This window comes from Burkholderia pyrrocinia (assembly GCF_003330765.1).
In the GTDB taxonomy this organism is placed as follows: domain Bacteria; phylum Pseudomonadota; class Gammaproteobacteria; order Burkholderiales; family Burkholderiaceae; genus Burkholderia; species Burkholderia pyrrocinia_B.
The window spans coordinates 1,322,336-1,343,748 of the sequence record NZ_CP024902.1 but is presented as its reverse complement, the minus strand read 5'-3'; the positions used below and the strand labels follow the sequence as shown (position 1 = coordinate 1,343,748).

The following is a 21,413-nucleotide window of genomic DNA, read 5'->3' as shown; positions in this document are numbered from 1 at the left end:
CTTCGCATGACCGCATTACGTCGAACGCTCGCCGCGCTGCTGTGCGCGGCCGGCGCCGCGCACGCCGCGTCGCTGCAGATTTCCCCCGTCACGATCGAATTCGGCACCGACGACACGGCAACCGGCATCACGCTGCGCAATCCGGGCGAGCGGCCCGTGTACGGGCAGGTGCGCGTGTTCCGCTGGGACCAGGCCGACGGCCAGGATACGCTGACGCCCACGCAGGATCTCGTCGCGAGCCCGCCGCTGATCGAGGTCGGTACGCAGTCCGAGCAGCTGATCCGCGTCGTGCGTGCGTCGCGCACGCCATCCGGTATCGAGCAGAGCTACCGGCTGCTGATCGACGAGCTGCCGCAACCCGGCGAGGCACCGACCAACGGCGTGGCGATCCGGCTGCGCTATTCGATTCCGGTATTCGTCGAGCCCGCGACCAACGGCACGCCGCAGCTCGACTGGGCGCTGCTGCGCAGCAACGGCGGCTGGGTACTGCGTGTGCGCAACGGCGGCGCGCGCCGCGCGCAACTGGCGTCGGTCGAGCTCGTGACCGGCGACGGCCACGCGTACCCGCTCACGCACGGTCTGCTCGGCTACGCGCTCGCGGGCCGCACGGGCCAGTGGAGCGTGCCGCTGCCGGCCGGCGTCACGCTCGGCGGCAAGATCACGGTGCGGGCAGCCGTCAATTCGCAGCCGGCCAGCGCGGTCGTCGCGGTGGAGCCGCCGGGCTAGACCGCCGGTGCGCCGCCCGGCCCCTTCCCCTTCGCCACGCGCCGGCACGTTCCCGGCCAACGCACGCAGGGCGCCGCGACGCTCGCCGCGCGCCGCGCTCGCGGCCGTCGTGGCCGGCGGCCTGCTCGCGCTCGGCTGTGCGCACGCGGACGAACCCTCGGCGCTCGTGATGACCGACAACGCGCACGACGTGATCCTCGAAGTCAGCGTCAACGGCGAAAGCACGACGCTGTTCGCGCACTTCCGCGAGCGCGACGGCCATCTGTCGGCGAGCGGCGCCGACCTGCGCACGATCGGCGTCGCGACCGACCGGCTCGGCATCGCCGACGCGGCGACGGTCGACCTCGACACGATTCCCGGCCTGCGCTACCGCTACGACGCGGCACGCCAGAGCGTCGACCTGCAGATGACCGACACCCTGCGCCGCCCGTATGCGGTCGACAGCCGCGCGTTGCCGGCCACGCAGGCGGCCACCGCGTCGCGCGGGATCGCGATCAACTACGAGGCGTACGCGCAGACGATCGGCGAACGGCAGCTCTCGCTCTACACCGACGTGCGCTACTTCGACCCGAACGGCGTGTTCAACACCACCGGCACCGCGTCCTTCTACAACGGCCAGCGGCGCTACACGCGCTTCGATACGTCATGGAGCCGCTCGGACCCGGCACGGCCGAGCACGACGCAGATCGGCGATGCGATCTCGGGATCGCTCACGTGGACGCGCTCGGTACGTCTCGGCGGCTTCCAGTGGCGCAGCAACTTCGCGCTGCGGCCCGATCTCGTGACGTTCCCGATCCCGTCGCTCGCGGGCTCCGCCGCCGTGCCGTCGGCGGTCGACCTGTACATCAACAACGTGCGCCAGTACACCGGCAACGTGCCGAGCGGCCCGTTCATCATCCACGACGTGCCGGGCATCACGGGCGCCGGCCAGGCGACCGTCATCACGCGCGACGCGCTCGGGCGCACCGTCGCGACGTCCGTGCCGCTCTACGTCGATACGCGCATGCTGTCGGCCGGACTGTCGAGCTATTCGTTCGAAGCCGGCTTCCTGCGCCGCAACTACGGGCTGCAGTCGTTCGACTACGACGCGCGGCCGGCCGTCAGCGGCTCGATGCGGCGCGGCGTCAGCGACACGCTGACCGTCGAGGGGCATGCGGAAGCGACCGGCGGCGTGCTTAACGCCGGCGCAGGCGCGCTGATGCGTCTCGGCTACGCGGGTGTCGTGAGCGGCGCGGTCGCGGGCAGCGTCGGCCGCTATCCGGGCACGCAGGTGAGCGTCGGCTACCAGTTGATCGACCCGCGCTTCTCGATCAACGCACAGACGATCCGCGCATTCGGCCGCTACGGCGACCTCGCATCGCGCGACGGCGCGCCGGTGCCGTCGGCGACCGACCAGGCGACCCTCGCGCTGCCGTTCATGCACCGCCAGACGCTGTCGCTCAGCTATATCGGTTTCCGGCTGCCGCAAGGCCCGAGCGCGCGGATCGGCACGGTGTCGTACACGCTGAGCTTCGGCGATCTCGCGTCGCTGAGCGTGAGCGCCTACCGCGATTTCGCGCAGCGGGGAGCGAACGGCGCGTTCGTGTCGCTGAACATCGGGCTCGGCCGCAACACGTCGATCAACGCGACCGTCGGCCGCCAGCGCGGGCAGTCGAACTACACCGTCGACGCGAGCCGCCCGCCCGACTACGACGGCGGCTGGGGCTGGGGCGTGCAGACGGGCGGCACGGGCGCGGTGCCCTATCGGCAGGCGCAGTTGCGCTATCTCGGCCATGCGGGCGAAGTCATCGCGTCCGCACAGAACATCGACCGCCAGACCGGCGCGTCGCTCGACGTGAGCGGCGCGCTCGTGTTCATGGACCGCAGCCTGCAGTTGTCGCGCCGCATCGACGACGGCTTCGCGCTCGTGTCGACCGACGGCGTCGCGGGCATCCCGGTGCTGCACGAGAACCGCGTGATCGGCACGACCGATCGCGCGGGGCATCTGCTCGTGCCCGACCTGAATGCGTACCAGAACAACCAGGTCGCGATCGATTCGATGAAGCTGCCCGCCGATGCGCGAATCGCCCGCACGTCGATGACGGTCGTGCCGCAGGCGCAATCGGGCGTCGTCGCGCATTTCGGCGTGTCGCGCTATCGCGCGGCGTCGGTGATCCTGCGCGACGCCGCCGGCCACCCGCTGCCGGCCGGCGCGCGCGTGCATCACGCCGAGAGCGGCGCGGACACGATCGTCGGTTACGACGGGCTGACGTTTATCGACGGACTGAAGGAGGACAACCATCTCGTGATCGACTACGACACGCAACGCTGCGTCGCGGAATTCGCGTTCACGGCGCCGGGCAACGGCACGCTGCCGACCGTCGGCCCGCTCACCTGCCGGGCGGCGCCATGAGGCTCGCGCTGCTGCTCCTCGTCGCGTTCGCCGCGTGGTGCGGTGTGCCGCGCCACGCGCAGGCCGAGTCGTGCACGGCCACCGCGTCGACGGTGAGCTTCGGCTCGGTCAGCCCGATCTCGCGCGCGTCGGTCGCGGCGACCGGCACCGTCAGCGTCACCTGCACGTGGTCGGCCATCACGCTGACGCCGAACGTGCTCGTGTGCCTGAATCTCGGCGGCACGAGCCCGCGCAGCCTCGTCAACGGCAGCAGCACGATGCATTACGACCTCTATCTCGATGCCGCGCATTCGGTCGCGTGGGGCTCCGTGTATTCCGGTACGACGCCGGCGTCGGTGACGCTCGTCAAACCCGCGCTCGGCACGAGCGCGACCGCAACGGTCACGGTGTACGGGCAGATCACCGCGAACCAGCCGACCGTGCCGACGACCGGCAACGGCACCACGACCTACTCGCAGCAGTTCGGCGGCAACACGACGTCGGTCAACACGGGGTTCTACCTGTTCGGTGCGCCGACCTGCGCGTCGCTGGCGTCGCCGAGCGGCACCTTCCCGTTCACGGCGACCGCGAACGTCGTCAACAACTGCAACATCAGCGCGACCAACGTCAGCTTCGGCACCGCGAGCGTCCTGTCGGGCGCGCTCGCGGCAACCGGCTCGATCACCGCGCAGTGCACGAACGGCGACGCGTGGAAGATCGCGCTGAACGGCGGCAGCGCCGGCAGCGTGACGGCACGCCGGATGCAGCGCAGCGGCGGCGGCGGTACGATCGGCTACGGGCTCTACACGGACGCCGCACGCTCGATCGCGTGGGGCGACGGCACGGGCGGCAGTTCAACGGTCACGGGCGTCGGCACGGGCACGTCGCAGGTCGTGACCGTGTACGGCGCAGTGCCGGCGCAGACGACGCCCGCGCCCGGCAACTACAGCGACACGATCACCGCGACGATCAGCTTCTAGCGGGGATGGCGGGACAACGGGCCGCGCACGCCGTTCAGAACGTCACGGTCCATGCGGGCGGCGCGCCCGCACCGACGTTGCGCGGCGCCGATCGCACGCCGGGCTGCGGCGCGTGGCTCAGCACGAACGGCGTGCCGTGCGTGCAACTGACGCTCGGCATGTCGGCATCGGCGGCCTGCGGCGCGCCGGGGCCGATCGTGCAGGTTTCCGGGATGGTGAGACTGACTCGCAACGGAATCGACGGATCGGCGCGGCACACGAGCGACCATGCGCCCAGCGCCGCGAGTGCGATCGCTCCGCGTTTGATTCGGCCGGCTGTCATCGTGCGGCCCTCCTTCGTGCATCCATCCAGCGTATGCGCGAATTATCGGCGTGTGCACGAAAAACTTGAACCCGCCCGCACGCGATCCGACCCCGCTGCGTCAGTCAGCGCACGGCGGCGAATCCGCCGAAGAACGCACGCGCGTTCGCGTCGAGGCTTTCGAGGTGATAACCGCCCTCCTGCACAATCACCGTCGGCAACCCGAGCGCGCCGATCGCGCCGCCGAGCCGCCCGAATCCGTCGGTGGTGACGGCGACCTGCGATTGCGGATCGTCCTTGTAGATATCGAAGCCGAGCGCGAGCACCAGCGCGTCGGGCTGGAACCGCGCGAGCGCGCGCAGCGCGTCGTCGAGCCGCGCGAAGAACGCCGACTCCGACGAGCCGTGCGGCATCGGCAGGTTGAGGTTGAAGCCGTCGCCTGCCCCCGTGCCCGTCTCTTCTTCGTAGCCCGCGACGACCGGGTAGAAGTTGGTCGGATCGCCGTGGATCGACACGTACAGCACGTCGTCGCGGCCGTAGAAGATCTCCTGCACGCCCTGCCCGTGATGCATGTCGGTGTCGAGGATCGCGACCCGGCGATGACGGCCGAGCAGCGACTGCGCGGCGATCGCCGCATTGTTCAGGTAGCAGAAGCCGCCGGCTGCGTCGCGGCGCGCATGATGGCCGGGCGGCCGGCACAGCGCATAGGCCTCGCGGGCGCCGTCGTTGACGTCGGCCGCGGCCGCGAGCGCGCCCTGCGCGGACCAGTACGCGGCGCGCCACGTGTTCGCGCCGACCGGGCAACTGCCGTCGGCGAGGTAGCGCGCGGCTTTCGCGAGCACGCCGCGCAGCGGGTTCGGGTCGCGCACGAACACGTTCGACATCACTTCGTCGCCCCAGTCGTCAGGCATCTGCTTCCAGTCGCGGTGCGCGTCCTCGAGAAAGCGCAGGTAGTTCATGTCGTGCACGGCCACGATCGGCGCGGTGCCGCGGTCGGCCGGCTCGCGCACGTCGAAGTCGAGCGCCCGGACGGCCGCGACGAGCCGCGCCGCACGCTCGGGCACTTCCTGCGGTTCACGCATCTGGCCGCGCGACAGGTAGCTGCGCGGATGGTGCAGCAGTTGTTCGGGATGGAAATAGGTTTTCATCGTGGGTCCTGGTCAGTTCGCCGCGTCAGGCACGTTGCGCGGCGGCCGCCGCCTCGACGCTCGCCGCGACGCCTGCGCGCGCGAGCACCGCATGGAGCAGCACGTTCGTGCCGCGCGTCACGTCGTCGGGCAGCGCATCCTCGGCTTCGTTGTGCGACAGACCGTCGACGCACGGGATGAACACCATCGCGGTCGGAAAGCGGCGCGCGAGCAGGATCGCATCGTGGCCGGCGCCGCTGACGATCCGCTCGTTCGTGTAGCCGAACGCGGCCGCCGCCTGCTCGACCAGTTCGACACAATCGCGATCGAACGGCGTCGCCGGGCTGCGCCAGCAGGTGTCGATCGCGACCTGCACGCCACGTGCGGCGGCCACGCGTGCGCACGCATCGCGCAAGTCGCGCTCCATCGCATCGACTTCGGCATCGTCGTGATGACGCAGGTCGACCGTGAACGTCACGTCGCCGCCAATGGTGTTGCGCGACGCGTTGCGGATGCCGGCCTGCCCGATCGTCGCGAGCCCGCGCGGCGCATAACCGACGACGATCCGCTCGAGTTCGAGCGCCATCTGCGCGCTCGCGAAATATGCGTCCTTGCGATACGGCATCGGCGTCGTGCCCGCGTGCGCGGCCACGCCCGTCACCGTCACATCGAGCCAGCGGATCGCCTGCCCGCCCGTGACGATGCCGATCGTCGTGCCGTTCGCCTCGAGCACCGGCCCCTGTTCGATATGCGCCTCGAAATACGCATCGACCGCGCCGCCCGTCGCGCGCGTGCCGCGATAACCGCATGCGTCGAGCGCCGCGCCGAGCGTGACGCCGTCGGCGTCCTGCTTCGCGAGCGCCTCGTCGAGCGGCAACGCGCCCGTGAACACGGCCGAACCGAGCATCGCCGGTGCAAAGCGCGCGCCCTCCTCGTTGGTCCAGGACACGATCTCCAGCGGCTTGCCGGTCACGATGCCCGCGTCGTTCAGCGTGCGCACGAGCTCGAGCGCGGCAAGCACGCCGTAGACGCCGTCGAAGCGGCCGCCTTCGGGCTGCGTGTCGAGGTGGCTGCCGATCAGCACCGGCGCGGCCTGCGCATCGGCGCCGTCGCGTCGCGCAAACAGGTTGCCGGCTGCGTCGACGCTCACCGTCATCCCCGCGTCGCGGCACCACTGCGCGAACAGGTCGCGCCCGCGCCGGTCCTCGTCGGTGAGCGCGAGGCGCCGCACGCCGCCGCGCGGCGTCGCGCCGACGCGCGCCATGTCCGCCAGGCTCTGCCACAAACGGGCACCGTCGATTTCCAACAGATCTTTCATTTGCACTCCGGATGAATTCGTTCGTTTAGATTCAGTGCGAGCCGAGCGCTTCGGCAGCGGCCGGCTGCGCCGCCCGGCGCGCGTCGAGCGCGACGATGCAGAGCAGCGAAATGCCGGCGAGACACGTATAGAACACCGCGAGCGGCCACCACTGGCCCACGAAGCGATGCGCGAGCCACGTGCCGACGAGCGGTGTCAGGCCGCCCGCGAGCGCGCCGCAGATTTGATAAGCGAGCGAGATCGCCGAATAGCGCACGTGCGCGGGAAACACCTCGCTCACGAAGCCCGCGATCACCGAATAGAAGCCGGCCATGCAGACGACCGCGAGCGCGATGCCCGCGACGAGCGACGCGGACGTGCCGCCCTGCACGAGCATGAACATCGGATACGGAGACAGCATCGCGAGCAGCGCCGCCAGCTTCAGGAAGCGCGCGCCGCCGATCCGCTCGGCGACCCACGCGGCGATCGGCTGCGCGATGAACTGGATGATCGCAACCGCGAACAGGCTGTCGAGAATCAACGACCGCGACACGCCGACGTATTGCGTGGTGTACGCGATCATGAACGTGTTCGTGAAATAGACGCCCGCGATGCCGATCGTGTTCGCGCCGATGCAGAGCAGCACGAGCCCCGACGCGAAGCGGAACACTTCGGCGACCGGCAGTTTCACGGTGCGGTTCGCCGCCTTCACGCGCGCGAATTCCGGCGACTCGTTCACGCCGAGCCGGATCAGGATGCCGACCACGAGCAGCACCGAACTCGCGAGAAACGGCAGGCGCCAGCCCCACGCGAGGAAGTCGGCCTTGTCCATCGACGTGACCGCGCGGAACGCGATCAGCGACAGGATCAGCCCGGCCGGGCTGCCGAGCTGCGCGAACGACGCGAAGAACGTGCGGCGCCCCTGCGGCGCGTGCTCGCCCGCCATCAGCACCGCGCCGCCCCATTCACCGCCGACCGCGATCCCCTGCACGACGCGCAGCGCGACGAGCAGCGCCGGCGCGAGCATGCCGACCGTCGAATAGTCGGGCAGCAGCCCGACGCAGACGGTCGCGACGCCCATCATCATCAGCGTCGTCATTAGCGCCTTCTTGCGGCCGATGCGGTCGCCGAGATGGCCGAAGATGACACCGCCGAGCGGGCGCGCGAAGAAGCCGACCGCGAACGTCGCGAACGACGCCATCGTGCTGACGAAGGGGTCGTGCGACGGGAAATAGAGCTCGCCGAACACGAGCGCAGCGGCGGTCGCGTAGATGTAGAAGTCGTACCACTCGATCATCGTGCCGATGAACGCGGCCGTCGCGGCGCGGGCAGGTTGGCGGGCGGAAGGAAGGGACTGGGTCATGCGGGCTCCTGACGCGCGCCGCATGGCAGGCGACGCGCAATATCGTGATGACGGCCGTCTGTCGCGGCCTCGCGCCGCACGCTGCGGCACCCCTCCTTTATCGGCGACCGCAAATCATTAGTCAAATTTCAAGTTATTATTCGCTGTATAAATTCAACTAATGTCTATCCCGACGCCTCGCCCGGAGACCCGATGCGCCCCGACCTCGCCCCGTTCCTGAACGACCGTCTCGACTGGAACCTGTTGCGCACCTACCTGGTGATCATGCAGGAGCGCAGCGTGAGCCGCGCGGCAGCGCGGCTGCACGTGACGCAGCCGGCCGTGAGCCAGGCGTTGCGGCGGCTCGAGGACACACTCGAGCGCCGGCTGATCGAGCGGCGCGGCGCGCACTTCGCGCCGACGCCGGCCGGCGAAGCCGTGTACCGGATCGCGAGCGACATCTACGGCGGCATCTCGCGTCTCGAAACGGAAATCGACGACAGCACGGCCGACCTGACCGGGTCGATCCGGCTGCTCACGGTGAGCCGCATCGAGTCGCCCGTCTACGACGAGTTCCTCGCGGACTTCCATCGCGCGTATCCGCGCATCGACCTGCAGATCGAGGTAATGCGCTCGTCGGACATTCTTTCTTCGCTGCTGCAGAAGACGGCCACGGCCGGGCTCGGCCTGTGCCGCACGCCGCACGACAAGCTGGAGATGCGCTGCTTCCTGCGCCAGCGCTACGCGATCTACTGCGGCCGCCATCACCGGCTGTTCGGGCAGACGCAACTGCGGATGGACGATCTGCTCGCCGAGAATTTCGTGTCGTTCACGAGCGACCAGATCGGCGACAGCCTGTCGCCGCTCACCGTGTTCCGCGACCAGAAGGGCTTCACGGGGCGCATCGTCGCGTCGTCGCCGAGCCTCGAGGAAGTGCGGCGGCTGATTTTCGCGGGCTACGGAATCGGCTGCCTGCCCGAGCACATCGTGCGCGACGACATCGCGCAGCAGCGGCTGTGGCGGCTGCCGCCCGACGACGGGCTCGTCGACGTCGACGTGTTCCTGCTGTGGCATCGCGACCGCAAGATGAACGCGGCCGAGCACGCGTTTCTCGACGCGATGGAGCGCTGCATGCAGCGCTATTCGCTCGCGGAGCGGCTGGGGAAGTAACGGCGCGAACGCGCCCGAAGCAAGCGCCGGGCGCACACGGCCCGGCGCGCCGTGATCGTCAGAAGCGATGCACGATGCCGAGCTGCACGCCGCGCGCATTCGCGCCCGGATACGCGAGCGGCAGGCCTGGGTTCGCCGCACCCGCGAGCGTGTAGCCGGCCTGGTTGCGGTTGCGCAGGTACGACAGCGCGCCGTAGAAGCTCGTGCGCTTCGACAGGTCGTACTCGTACATCAGCCCGAGCTGGTCCGCATTGTTGCCTTGCGACGACTGGTCGTGCAGGTACGCGTAACCGAGCGCGATGGTGTTCGCCGGGTTGAGCTGGTATTTGACCGACAACCCGTACACGCGCGAATCGATGCCGAAGTCGGCCCACTTCACTGCGGAGAACCCGCCGTATACGGTCGCCTTGCCGATCGCGTACGATGCGCCGGCCATGATCGTGCGATCGGTCGTGGTCGCCGTCGCGTTCTTCAGCCACTGGCCCGCGACGAACGCCGCGAACGGCCCGTGTTCGTAGGCCAGGTCGAACTGCTGGCTCGACCCGGCCGAGCGCACGCCGCCCGCATCGCCGAACCCGAAGTACAGCCCGCCCTGGAAGCCCGCGATCTCCGGGCTCTGGTACGACAGCGTATTGCTCGTGCGGAACGCGAACACGGTCAGGTTGTCCATGCCGGACGCCTGCGTGACGCCGCCGAACGCATCCTGCCCGCCCTGGTCGTTGAACAGCGGCGAATTCTGGCGGCCCGCGCGCACCTTGCCCCACTGCCCCGCGATGCCGACCCACGCCTGCCGGTTGAACAGGCTGCCCGAGCTCGCCAGCGAACCGTCGTTCGGGTTGAAGCCGTTTTCCAGCGCGAACTCGATCTTCTGCCCGCCGCCGATATCCTCGCCGCCCTTCAGCCCGAACCGGCTGCCCCACTGGCCGCCCGAGCCGATCGCCGCCGTATAGCCGTTGCCCGTATTCACGTACTGCGCGAATTCGTCGATCACGCCGTACAGCGTGACGCCGTCCTGCGCGAGCGCGGCCCCCGACCCGACGAGGCACGCGGCCGCCACCGTCATGCGAAGACCGGCATGCACCGGTCGCGCCCGTGAATCGCTGTCACGGGTTTTCATTTGTTTAGTCATACTATTCAATGGATGGAGAACAAAGCGATGCCGGATGCAGCAATCGCGCCGCACCGGCATCGCGTACAAGGAAATGTGGGGGAGCCCGGCTCAGGCAGCGTCAGGCTCGACGCGACGCTCAGGCCGACACTCGGCCGGCCCGATGCGCGATGCGCGTCGTCAGTGGTGAACTTCGCCGCGTTCGAGCGGCAGGATCAGCCGTTCGGGGATGCTGCGCCGCGACGTGCGCGCGCCGATGTAATACAGCACGGCCGGCACGACCAGGCCGAGGATCCACGAGATGTCGGTGCCGCCGAGCGCATCGACGAGCGGCCCCGTATAGAGGTGCGTCGACATGAACGGCAACTGCACGAGGATGCCGACCACGTAGATCGTGATCGCCATCGCGTTCCAGCGGCCGTAGCGGCCGTCCGGATCGGACAGCGCCGGCACGTCGTAGCGCGAGCGCGTGAAGCAGTAGTAGTCGACCAGGTTGATCGCGCTCCACGGCGTGAAGAACGCGAGCAGGAACAGGATGAACGCGGTGAATTCCTTCAGGAACGAATGGCGGCCCGCGAGCGCGATCAGCGTCGACACGCAGATCATCCCGAAGATGTAGACGATGCGGCTCTTCGACGACACGGCGCCCTTGCCGCGAAAGCCGCTGACGATCGTCGCCATCGACATGAAGCTGCCGTACGCGTTGAGCGCCGTCACCGTCACCTTGCCGAACGAGATGCTGAAGTACAGCAGCGCGGCCACGGCGCCCGTCGAGCCGAGGCCGACGATATACGACACTTCATGGTGCGCGAACTGGCTGCCGGCCAGCGCGGCCGCGAACACGCCGAACACCATCGCCGCCTGCGCGCCGATCACCGAGCCCAGGCCGACCGCGAGAAACGTCGCGACCGACGACGTCGAGCGCGGCAGGTAGCGCGAATAGTCGGCGACGTACGGGCCGAACGCGATCTGCCACGACGCGGACAGCGACATCGACAGCAGGAAGCTCGCGAGCGAGAAATGCTTGTTCGCGAGCAGCGCGCCGACGTCGTGGTTCGCGAACAGTTGCGTGAACATGTAGACGAACGCGACGATGCCGACCACGCTCGCGATCCGGCCGACGAAGTGGATCGCGCGATAGCCGAACACGGTCAGCACGACGATCACGGCCGCGAACAGCAGGATGCCGGCCGCGTCGTCGACGTGCAGCAGTTGCGCGACGGCCTGCCCGGCCAGCACCGAGCCGCTTGCGGAAAAGCCGATGTACATCAGGCACACGAGCACGATCGGGATCATCGCGCCGTAGACGCCGAACTGCACGCGGCTCGAGATCATCTGCGGCAGCCCGAGCTGCGGCCCTTGCGCGCCATGCAGCGCCATCACCGCGCCGCCGACGAGCTGGCCGAGCAGCAGCGCGACCAGCGACCAGAACACGTCGCCGCCGAGCACGACGGCGAGCGCGCCCGTGACGATGGCCGTGATCTGCATGTTGGCCGACAGCCACAGCGTGAACTGGCTCAGCAAGCCGCCGTGGCGCTCGGCGTCGGGAATGAAGTCGATCGAGCGTACCTCGATCAGGCCGCCGGCTTTGCCACTGGGATTCGTTGACACGGGGAAATCTCCAAAATACTCAGGATCGCAAATGGTTTAAGAAAGACAGGAATCTGCGAGCCGCCCTTTCGGCTCTTCGGGTGCGGGGCGCCGTGGATCGCCGGCATGCGCCACGCACGCACGGTCTGCACGCTGGCGCGCAAGCGGCACGACGTGCGGCCACATTGCCAGCGGATGATCTTGTATATACAACTTGCGAGATATCGGGGATTACCCGGTATCGATCGATTTTGAAATTGTCTGAACGATCGGGACGCGTCCGACCGGTTTTTTCGCAAGCTTTGCGTCGGAAAAATGAAAGGTCAGGCGCTCGCGGGCGATGCCTGATCGGGCGGGGCCGTCAGGTCGCCGGCGGGGAGCAGGTTCAGCATGCGGCGCGCGTATCTCAGCCCTGCCATTGCTTTGCATGACGAATCAGTTTGACGAACCCGCGATGCGCCGCCGGGATCCGGCCGACGCATGCCGTCATGCGCGCGGCCCGACCTGCAACGTCAGGATTTCATCGCCGGCATCATCCAGTTTCCCTGTCGACGTCCAGCCGAGATGCCGATAGAAACCATGCGAGCGCGACGCGGGATCGGCCGAGCAGCCGAGAAAAAGCGTCGTGAAGCCGTTCGCCGCGAAATCGTCGATCACCTGCCGCAGCAGCCGCTTGCCGATCCCTGCCCTCTCGTGCTCGGGCAGGATCGCGAGCACGACGATCTCGCCCGAACCGGTGTCGCCGAAGCAGTAGCCGACCATGCGCTCGTTCGCGCAGCAGACATGGCCCGAGAACAGGCCGCACCGGATACCGTCGCCCCAGCTTTCGACGGTGATGCCGAGGTCGCGCAACTGCGCTTCGGTGAACGCGTTCTCGCGCGTTTTTCCGCGCAGTGCGAGGCACGCGGCCGCGTCGTCGGGAACGGCCTTGCGCCAGGTGATTTCATTCATCCATCGAGTCTTCCTCTTTCTGCCGCCGGCGCGATGCGAACAGGCAGATCAGTTCCAGCGCGATCGTCGCACCGGCCAGCGACGTGATTTCCGCATGATCATACGGCGGCGACACTTCGACCACATCCATGCCGACCAGGTTGATGCCTTCCAGGTGACGCAGGATCTCGAACGCCTGATGGCTCGACAGCCCGCCCGCGACCGGCGTCCCGGTGCCCGGCGCGAACGCCGGATCGAGACAGTCGATATCGAACGTCAGGTACACGGGATGATCGCCGACGCGCTCGCGAATGCGCGCGGCGACCGCGGCGGGCGTCGACGCATGCACGCGGCGCGCATCCTGGATGTCGAATCCCATCGGCTCGTCGTTGGTCGTCCGGATGCCGATCTGGGCCGACCGCCCGGGCACGACCCACCCTTCCCGCGCCGCGTGATAGAACATCGTCCCGTGATCGATGCGCTTGACGTCGCGGTCGGGCCACGTGTCGGTATGCGCGTCGAAATGCACGAGCGACAGCGGCCCGTGCACCTTCGCATGCGCCTTCAGCAGCGGATACGTGATGAAGTGATCGCCGCCGAGCGTCAGCATCGCGCAGCCGCGCGCGAGGATCGCATCGGCATGCCGCTCGATCGCGCCCGGCACCGATTCCGGTTGCCCCAGATCGAACGCGCAATCGCCGTAGTCGACCGCCGCCAGCACGTCGAACGGATCGAATGACCACGGCCACGGGCGCTCCCACGCGATGCCCGTCGATGCGATCCGCAACCCGCGCGGGCCGAAGCGCGTGCCGGGCCGGTGCGATGCGGCGGAGTCGAACGGCACGCCGGTGATCGCGAGGTCGACGCCATCGAGATCGCGGCTGAAACGCCGGCGCATGAAGCTCGTCGCGCCCGCGAATGTCGGTTCGGCCTGCGTGCCGTAGAGGCTGTCGCGCGTGAACGCGAAATCGTTCTGGCTCATCGTCGGATTCCTGTCTGAAGGGGGACACGGTCGCGCGGCCGGCGACCTCGTACCCGATTCTGCCGTCATGGCATCCGACGAAAAATATGAACTAACATAAGCCGACTTCACGAAACGCGATGTATCGCCATGCTGACCCGACTGAGAGACATGGATTTGCAATTGCTGCGGCTTTTTCTGACGATCGTCGAAAGCGGCGGCTTCAGCGCCGCGCAGGGCACGCTCGGGATGGCGCCTTCGACGATCAGCACGCAGATGGCCAAGCTCGAAACGCGTCTCGGGTTCCGGCTGTGCGATCGCGGCAAGAGCGGGTTCCGGCTGACGCCGAAGGGCGAACGCGTGCTGCAGTCGACGCGGCCGCTCCTGCAGGCGATGGACGTGTTCACGCGCGATACGCAGCACGTGTCGGGCACCTTGCTCGGCGAGCTGCGCATCGGCCTGTCCGAGCGGCTCGCGCCGGACATCGTCGAATCGATCGCGGCGGCCGTCGGCCGCTTTCGCGAACGTGCGCCGGAGGTACTGATCGAGATGGTCGCGGTGCCGCCCGACGAACTGGAGCGCAGGCTGCTGAAAGGCGAACTGCAGCTTGCGATCGGCTACTTTTCGGGCCACCAGGCCGGCCTGCACTACGCGCCGCTGTTCGTCGAACACCAGTCGCTGCACTGCGGCGCCCGGCATCCGCTGTTTGCGAAAAAAACCGTGTCGGTCAACGACATCGCGCGCACGAGCAATGTCGCGCGGCTCTACAAGACGAACACGTCGGGGGCGGCGCTGCGCAACGCGCAGCCGACCGCGTTCTCCGAAAACGTCGATGCCGACGTGATCTTCATCCTGTCCGGCGCGCATGTCGGCTTCCTGCCCGACCACGTCGCGGCGCCGTGGGTCGCCGCGGGGAAGATGCGCAGGCTGCTCGCGAGCAAGCTGGGCCATACGGTCGAATTCCAGCTCGCGACGCCGAGGAACTGCGACGGCAGTGAAGCGCTCGATGCGTTCACGGCATCGCTCGCCGAACAGTTCGGCGGGCTTGACGGTTTCGCGGGCCAATAGCCGGCGCGTGCCGCGCGGCGGCGCCGACCGGTCGCCCCCCGTGCCGCCCGTTCCGGCTCAGACGAGCCGGTCCGATGCGACGACCTGCACGCCCGGCCGCGCGTCGATCGCGGCGTCGAGCAGCGCGCGGGCAATCCGCGGCGCGGGATTCACGCGCCACTTCGCCGGCAACACGGGTTTGGCGAGGTTCAACGCGGACACCAGCAGCCGCTCGCCGAACCTGAATTCGTCGCGGCTGCCGCCGATCAGGCCCGGCCGCACGCACGTGAGCGACGCGAACCCGACGCCGGCGAGCGCCTGCTCGACCTCGCCCTTGACGCAGTTGTAGAAGATTGGCGACGCCGGATCCGCGCCGAGTGCGGAATTCAGCACGTAGGTCGGCGTGCCGTGCCGGTGCGCGAGCCGTGCGACCGCAAGCGGATAGTCGTGATCGATGCGTCGGAAGGCCGCCTTCGAGCCGGCGGCCCGCATGGTGGTGCCGAGCGTGCAGATCACGGCATCGGCCTGCCACCAGTCGGCCTCGTCGGGCAGATGATCGAAGTCGACCTCCAGCGCGCGCATCTTCGGATGCGGCGACAACGGCCGGCGCGCGAGGACGACCACGCGATCGACCCGCGAATCGGCGAGCGCGACTTCGAGGACGTGGCGCCCGACGAGTCCGGTCGCGCCGACGAGCAGCAGTTTCATGTCGGGTTCTTCCGTGTGAAGCCTGCGTTGGCGGGCCGTGAGCGGCCCGGTTTCCGGCTTTCGACATGATGGTCGGTCGACGCGGCGTCGACAACCTCCCTGCATCTCGAAAAATTACAGGCTGCACGCATTCCATATGTCGAATTTGACGGAGCACGCTGCCGGCCTCGGCGCATCCCATGCATCAATTCGTCGCACGTTCACACGAGATTTCTCTATTTTTATCGTACTTAATCTACACAAATTCAAATTAATTAGATGTCTATTCGATAAGAACGGAAGCGCCGATACGCACGTTGCGCATCGGCGCTTCCGTTTAGCGAGCACACATCAAACATGCAACGCGTGCCCGAGCGCGCGCAGCGCGGCCTCCTGCAGCGCCTCACCCAGCGTCGGATGCGCGTGGATCGTGCCGCCGATGTCTTCCAGCCGCGCGCCCATCTCCATTGACTGCGAGAACGCCGCGGCCAGTTCCGACACGCCGCGCCCGACGGCCTGCCAGCCGACGATCAGGTGCGTGTCGCGCCGCGCGACGACGCGCACGAAGCCTTCGGTGGCCTGCAGCGTCATCGCGCGCCCGTTCGCCGCAAACGGAAACGATGCGCTCACGCAATCGACGCCGGCCGCGTGCGCGTCGTCCGGCGACCAGCCGGCCGTCACGATCTCGGGATCGGTGAAGCACACGGCCGGAATCGACGCGGGCATGAACTTGCGGCGCCGGCCGGCGATCAGCTCGGCCACCATCTCGCCTTGCGCCATTGCGCGATGCGCGAGCATCGGCTCGCCGGCGACGTCGCCGATCGCCCATACGTTGTGCATCGACGTCCGGCATTCGTCGTCGATCCGCAGCGCGCTGCCGTTGCGATCGAGCAGCAGCGATTCGAGCCCGAAGCCGTCGACGCGAGGCCGGCGGCCGACCGCGACCAGCACGCGATCGGCCGGCAGCGTCTGCTCGGCGCCGTCGGCCGCCTGCACGCGCACCGCGCCGTGCTCCGCAAGCCCGAGCACCTTGCGGCCGAGCCACAGCCGTACGCCGAGCCGCGCGAGCGAATCGGCGACCGGCCTCGCGAGTTCGGCATCGTACGCAGGCAACACGCGCTCCGCCGCTTCGACGATGCTGACGTCGACACCGAGCTTGCGATAGACGATCCCGAGTTCGAGCCCGATATACCCGGCCCCGACCACGACCAGCCGCTTCGGCAAGGTCGCGGGCGACAGCGCCTCGGTCGACGACACGACGTGCCCGCCGAACGGCATCGACGGCAGTTCGACCGGTTCGGAACCGGTCGCGAGCAACAGGTGCTCGCAACCGATCCGCACCGCGTGGCCGCCGGCGACGACGTCGACGGTCTTCCCGTCGATCACGCGCGCGTCGCCGTGCAGCACGCGCACGCCGTTCTTCTTCAGCAGCGCGCCGACGCCGCGCGTCAGCCGGTCGACGATGCCGTCCTTCCACGCGACGCTTTGCGCGATGTCGATCTCGGGCGTGCGCACGCGAATCCCGAGCGCCCCTTCGCCGGCCTGGCCGCAGGCCTGTTCGAATGCGTCGGCCACGTGGATCAGCGCCTTCGACGGAATGCAGCCGATGTTCAGGCACGTGCCGCCGAGCCGGTCGCGCTCGACGAGCACGGTCGGAATGCCGAGCTGGCCCGCGCGAATCGCGGCGACGTAGCCGCCCGGGCCGCCGCCGATCACGAGCAGCGTGGTGTGTTCGTTTTTCATTGCGCTCACTCCACGAACAGCATCGCCGGGCGTTCGAGCACCGCGCGCACGGCCTGGATGAATTCGGCCGCGTCCGCGCCGTCGACGACGCGATGGTCGAACGACGACGACAGGTTCATCATCTTGCGCGCGACGACCGCGCCGTCGCGAATCATCGGCCGCTCGACGATCCGGTTCACGCCGACGATGCCGACCTCGGGATGATTGATGACCGGCGTCGACACGATGCCGCCGAGCGCGCCGAGGCTCGAGATCGTGATCGTCGACCCGCTGAGCTCGTCGCGCTGCGCGCGGTTCGCGCGCACCGCGTCGGCGAGCCGCGCGATTTCATCGGAGATCGACCACACGTCGCGCGCTTCGGCATGACGCAGCACGGGCACCGTGAGGCCGCCGTCCGTCTGCGTCGCGACGCCCATGTGCACCGCACCGTAGCGCGTGACGACGCCCGCTTCGTCGTCGAAGCGCGCGTTGATCTGCGGGAAGTCGCGTAACGCAATCACCATCGCGCGGATCAGCAACGGCAGCGGCGTGAGCCGGCCGCGCGTGTCGCCGTAGCGTCGATTCAGTTCCGCGCGCAACGATTCGAGCTCGGTGACGTCGATTTCCTCGACGTAACTGAAGTGCGGAATGCGGCGCTTCGCTTCCTGCATCTTGCGCGCGATCGCGCGCCGCAAGCCGATCACCGGCACGTCGGTTTCGTCGTTGCGTTCGTCGTAGCCGTGCGCCTGCGACGTGCGCGCCGCACCGCCGCCCGTGCGCGCATACGCATCGAGATCATCATGCAGGATCCGCCCTGCTTCGCCCGTACCGCGCACGTAGCGCAGCTCGATGCCCATGTCCCACGCGCGCTGGCGCACGGCCGGCGACGCGAGCGGCCGCTCGCCCGGCGCGAGCGCGGCGCGCGGCTGTGCCGCATGCCCGGCACGGCGCGGCTCCGCGGGTGCGCGGCCCGCTGCGGGACGCGGCACCGCAGACGGTGCGGACGATGCCACCGGCACGTCGGCCACCGGCGTCGCCGCTGCCGCCGCCACCGGCGCAGCACCCGCCTTCGCTTCGCGCGCTGGCGCACCCGCCTTCAGGTTGCCGTTGCCTTCGACCTCGAGGCGAATCAGCTCGCTGCCGACCGCCATCATCTCGCCGATCCGGCCGCCGAGTTCAAGCACCTTGCCCGCCACGGGCGACGGAATCTCGACCGCCGCCTTGTCGGTCATCACGTCGGCGAGCGGCTGGTCTTCCGCGATCGTCTGTCCGACTTCCACATGCCAGGCCACCAGTTCGACCTCGGCGATCCCTTCGCCGATATCCGGCATCTTGATGACATGAATCCCCATCTCACGCCTCCATCACGCGTCGCAACGCTTCGCCGACCCGGGCCGGGCCCGGAAAGTATGCCCATTCCTGCGCATGCGGATACGGCGTGTCCCAGCCCGTCGTGCGCTCGACCGGCGCTTCCAGGTGGTAGAAGCAATGTTCCTGGACCAGCGACACCAGTTCCGCGCCATAGCCGCAGGTACGCGTCGCCTCGTGCACCACGACGCAGCGCCCGGTCTTGCGCACCGACGCGACGATCGTGTCGAGGTCGAGCGGCCACAGCGTGCGCAGGTCGATCACCTCCGCGTCGATGCCCGTCTCCTCGGCCGCGGCGAGCGACACATGCACCGTGGTGCCGTACGTCAGCACCGTCACGTCGTTGCCGGGCCGCACCACGGCGGCCGTATCGAGCGGCACCGTGTAATAGCCTTCGGGCACCGCGCTCCCCGGATGCTTGAGCCACGACGTGACCGGCCGTTCGTGATGGCCGTCGAACGGCCCGTTGTACAACCGCTTCGGCTCGAGGAAGATCACCGGATCGTCGTTCTCGATCGATGCGATCAACAGCCCTTTCGCGTCGTACGGATTCGACGGCATCACCGTGCGCAATCCGCACACCTGCGTGAACATCGCCTCCGGGCTCTGGCTGTGCGTCTGGCCGCCGTAGATCCCGCCGCCGCACGGCATCCGGATCGTCATCGGTGCTGTGAACTGGCCGGCCGAGCGATAGCGCAGCCGTGCGCCTTCCGACACGATCTGGTCGGATGCCGGGTAGAAATAGTCGGCGAACTGGATCTCGCACACGGGGCGCAGCCCGTATGCGCCCATCCCCACCGCCACGCCGACGATCCCGCCTTCGGAGATCGGCGCATCGAACACGCGCGACTTGCCGTATTTGTTCTGCAGTCCTTCGGTGCAGCGGAACACGCCGCCGAAGTAGCCGACGTCCTGCCCGAACACGACCACGTCGCTGTCGCGCCCGAGCATCACGTCCATCGCGGAGCGCAGCGCCTGGATCATCGTCATCGGCTGCGCCGCCGTGCCTGTCTCGTGTTGCGCCATGATCATGCTCCCAGTTCCTGGCGCTGACGGCGCAGGTGCGCGGGCAGCTCCTTGTACACGTCGTCGAACATCGAGGCCGGCGACGGAATCCGGTCGTCGGCCAGCGTCCCGTATTTCTCCGCCTCCTTCTGCGCGGCGATCACTTCCGCCTCGAGCTCGGCCGTGAGCGCGTCGTGCGCGCTGTCCGACCAGATGCCTTTCGCGATCAGGTGCTGCTTGAAGCGGGCGATCGGATCGCCAAGCGGGAAATGGGCCCAGTCGTCGCTCGGCCGGTATTTCGTCGGATCGTCCGACGTCGAATGCGCGCCCGCGCGGTAGGTCACCCACTCGATCAGCGTCGGGCCGAGATTGCGGCGCGCGCGTTCGGCCGCCCAGCTCGACGCCGCGTAGATCGCGAGGAAGTCGTTGCCGTCGACGCGCAGCGACGCGATCCCGCAGCCGACGCCGCGCCCCGCGAACGTCGTGCCTTCGCCGCCCGCGATCGCCTGGAACGTCGAGATCGCCCACTGGTTGTTGACGACGTTCAGCACGACCGGCGCGCGGTACACGTGCGCGAACGTGAGCGCGGTGTGGAAGTCGGCTTCGGCCGTCGCGCCGTCGCCGATCCACGCGGACGCGATCTTCGTGTCGCCCTTGATCGCCGACGCCATCGCCCAGCCGACCGCCTGGATGAACTGTGTTGCGAGATTGCCGGAAATGGAGAAAAAGCCCGCGTCGCGGTCCGAGTACATCACGGGGAGCTGGCGGCCTTTCAGCGGGTCGCCTTCGTTCGACATCAGCTGGCAGATCATCCGGTCGAGCGGCACGTCGCGCGCGATCAGGATGCTCTGCTGCCGGTAGGTCGGGAAGCACATGTCGCCGTCGCGCAGCGCCATCGCATGCGCGCTGCCGATCGCCTCTTCGCCGAGGCTCAGCATGTAGAACGAGATTTTCTTCTGGCGCTGCGCGATCATCATGCGCGCGTCGAAAATGCGGGTCTTGAGCATCGCGCGCAACCCGGCGATCAGCCGCGCATCGTCGAGGTCCGGCGCCCACGGGCCGACGGCTTGCCCGTGGTCGTCGAGCACGCGCACGAGGCTGCGGGCGAGATTGGCAGTGTCCGCCGCGGCAACGTCGATCGGCGGGCGGCGGACCGCGCCGGCCGGCGATAGATGCAGATAGGAAAAGTCCGTCTTGCAGCCCGGACGCCCGGTGGGCTCCGGCACATGCAGACGCAATGGCTCTGACAGGCTCATCGTGTCGTCTCCACGCTCGATTGTGTCTCACGCTGATAGGAACGCGCGGCCGGTTGCCGGCCTGCGCGCGGGCTGGCGCGCGGATAAGCACGCCAACCTTAAGAATCTATGCAATCCCGGGCCGGCCGTCGATGACTAACTCGCTCGATCGCGGTGAGCATATTTGCCATGACATGTCATGCACGGCCCGGCGGCGTGCGTGCGGGCCGCGGTGAGACGGTGCCGGGGGGGTGCGAAGACGTGTTGCCGGCATCGGCGAGCGTGCGGGCCGGACGAGAGAGGGCCGGACAAGTGCAGCCGGGTTGCGTCTGAGGATATAAAACAAAAAACCCCGCAAAATCTCGGATTTTTGCGGGGTCTCTGTGCCTCTGACCTTCAGACGATCATGTGGTGCCGGGGACCGGACTTGAACCGGCAAGCCAATT

The 21,413-nt window shown here is 68.4% G+C and carries 18 protein-coding genes; 5 read left to right on the top strand and 13 right to left on the bottom strand.

Annotation, left to right across the window (positions count from 1 at the left end; translation table 11 throughout):
- Positions 1-6: 6 nt before the first annotated feature.
- Genes CUJ89_RS06475 through CUJ89_RS06465 form a run of 3 tightly spaced genes read left to right on the top strand, consistent with a single transcriptional unit; the run spans position 7 to position 4,077 of the window.
- A complete protein-coding gene (locus CUJ89_RS06475) occupies positions 7-726 on the top strand; it encodes a molecular chaperone (RefSeq protein ID WP_114176628.1) in 720 nt (239 codons plus the stop codon).
- Positions 727-733: 7 nt separating this feature from the next.
- On the top strand, positions 734-3,118 hold the full coding sequence (locus tag CUJ89_RS06470; RefSeq protein WP_114176627.1) for a fimbria/pilus outer membrane usher protein: 2,385 nt from the start codon (positions 734-736) through the stop codon (positions 3,116-3,118).
- The gene (locus CUJ89_RS06465) at positions 3,115-4,077 is read left to right on the top strand and encodes a spore coat protein U domain-containing protein (protein WP_114176626.1); all 963 of its coding nucleotides are present in this window, start codon (positions 3,115-3,117) and stop codon (positions 4,075-4,077) included. The genes CUJ89_RS06470 and CUJ89_RS06465 overlap by 4 nt, the downstream gene beginning before the upstream one ends.
- A 34-nt stretch (positions 4,078-4,111) precedes the next feature.
- Here CUJ89_RS06465 and CUJ89_RS06460 read toward each other — a convergent pair whose 3' ends face one another.
- The 4 genes from CUJ89_RS06460 to CUJ89_RS06445 all read right to left on the bottom strand — a co-directional run bounded on the left by CUJ89_RS06460 (position 4,112) and on the right by CUJ89_RS06445 (position 8,165).
- On the bottom strand, positions 4,112-4,399 hold the full coding sequence (locus CUJ89_RS06460; protein WP_114176625.1) for a hypothetical protein: 288 nt from the start codon (positions 4,397-4,399) through the stop codon (positions 4,112-4,114).
- Between the two features lie 104 nt (positions 4,400-4,503).
- Entirely contained in the window at positions 4,504-5,526 is a 1,023-nt protein-coding gene (locus CUJ89_RS06455) for a histone deacetylase family protein (protein ID WP_114176624.1), read from the bottom strand.
- Between the two features lie 25 nt (positions 5,527-5,551).
- Complete coding sequence (locus CUJ89_RS06450) at positions 5,552-6,823, bottom strand: Zn-dependent hydrolase (RefSeq protein ID WP_114176623.1); 1,272 nt, start codon at positions 6,821-6,823, stop codon at positions 5,552-5,554.
- A gap of 31 nt (positions 6,824-6,854) precedes the next feature.
- The gene (locus CUJ89_RS06445; protein WP_114176622.1) at positions 6,855-8,165 is read right to left on the bottom strand and encodes an MFS transporter; all 1,311 of its coding nucleotides are present in this window, start codon (positions 8,163-8,165) and stop codon (positions 6,855-6,857) included.
- Between the two features lie 192 nt (positions 8,166-8,357).
- Here CUJ89_RS06445 and CUJ89_RS06440 point away from each other — a divergent pair, with 192 nt between their 5' ends.
- Positions 8,358-9,314: a LysR family transcriptional regulator gene (locus CUJ89_RS06440; RefSeq protein WP_114176621.1), complete on the top strand. Its 957-nt coding sequence runs from the start codon at positions 8,358-8,360 to the stop codon at positions 9,312-9,314.
- Between the two features lie 58 nt (positions 9,315-9,372).
- On the opposite strand, the gene CUJ89_RS06435 is transcribed toward CUJ89_RS06440, so the two are convergent.
- From CUJ89_RS06435 to speB, 4 genes are all read right to left on the bottom strand, one after another.
- A complete protein-coding gene (locus CUJ89_RS06435; protein WP_114176620.1) occupies positions 9,373-10,443 on the bottom strand; it encodes a porin in 1,071 nt (356 codons plus the stop codon).
- A gap of 159 nt (positions 10,444-10,602) precedes the next feature.
- The gene (locus CUJ89_RS06430; RefSeq protein ID WP_114176619.1) at positions 10,603-12,033 is read right to left on the bottom strand and encodes a purine-cytosine permease family protein; all 1,431 of its coding nucleotides are present in this window, start codon (positions 12,031-12,033) and stop codon (positions 10,603-10,605) included.
- A gap of 465 nt (positions 12,034-12,498) precedes the next feature.
- A complete protein-coding gene (locus tag CUJ89_RS06415; RefSeq protein ID WP_114176618.1) occupies positions 12,499-12,963 on the bottom strand; it encodes a GNAT family N-acetyltransferase in 465 nt (154 codons plus the stop codon).
- Positions 12,956-13,924 carry an agmatinase gene (gene speB, locus CUJ89_RS06410; protein ID WP_114176617.1) on the bottom strand — a complete coding sequence of 323 codons (969 nt, stop codon included), beginning with the start codon at positions 13,922-13,924 and terminating at the stop codon, positions 12,956-12,958. Before speB ends, CUJ89_RS06415 begins: the two co-directional genes overlap by 8 nt.
- A gap of 129 nt (positions 13,925-14,053) precedes the next feature.
- On the opposite strand from speB, the gene CUJ89_RS06405 reads away from it, so the two are divergent.
- On the top strand, positions 14,054-14,971 hold the full coding sequence (locus tag CUJ89_RS06405) for a LysR family transcriptional regulator (protein ID WP_114176616.1): 918 nt from the start codon (positions 14,054-14,056) through the stop codon (positions 14,969-14,971).
- 57 nt (positions 14,972-15,028) lie between these two features.
- Here the strand turns inward: CUJ89_RS06405 and CUJ89_RS06400 are convergent, their stop codons facing one another.
- The 5 genes from CUJ89_RS06400 to CUJ89_RS06380 form a co-directional block, all read right to left on the bottom strand.
- A complete protein-coding gene (locus CUJ89_RS06400; RefSeq protein ID WP_114176615.1) occupies positions 15,029-15,658 on the bottom strand; it encodes an NAD(P)H-binding protein in 630 nt (209 codons plus the stop codon).
- Positions 15,659-15,988: 330 nt separating this feature from the next.
- Positions 15,989-17,380, bottom strand: coding sequence for a dihydrolipoyl dehydrogenase (gene lpdA, locus CUJ89_RS06395; RefSeq protein WP_114176614.1), 1,392 nt, complete (start codon positions 17,378-17,380; stop codon positions 15,989-15,991).
- 5 nt (positions 17,381-17,385) lie between these two features.
- On the bottom strand, positions 17,386-18,711 hold the full coding sequence (locus tag CUJ89_RS06390; RefSeq protein ID WP_114176613.1) for a dihydrolipoamide acetyltransferase family protein: 1,326 nt from the start codon (positions 18,709-18,711) through the stop codon (positions 17,386-17,388).
- Between the two features lies 1 nt (position 18,712).
- On the bottom strand, positions 18,713-19,753 hold the full coding sequence (locus tag CUJ89_RS06385) for an alpha-ketoacid dehydrogenase subunit beta (RefSeq protein ID WP_114176612.1): 1,041 nt from the start codon (positions 19,751-19,753) through the stop codon (positions 18,713-18,715).
- A gap of 2 nt (positions 19,754-19,755) precedes the next feature.
- A complete protein-coding gene (locus CUJ89_RS06380) occupies positions 19,756-20,988 on the bottom strand; it encodes a 3-methyl-2-oxobutanoate dehydrogenase (2-methylpropanoyl-transferring) subunit alpha (RefSeq protein ID WP_114176611.1) in 1,233 nt (410 codons plus the stop codon).
- Positions 20,989-21,413: the final 425 nt, after the last annotated feature.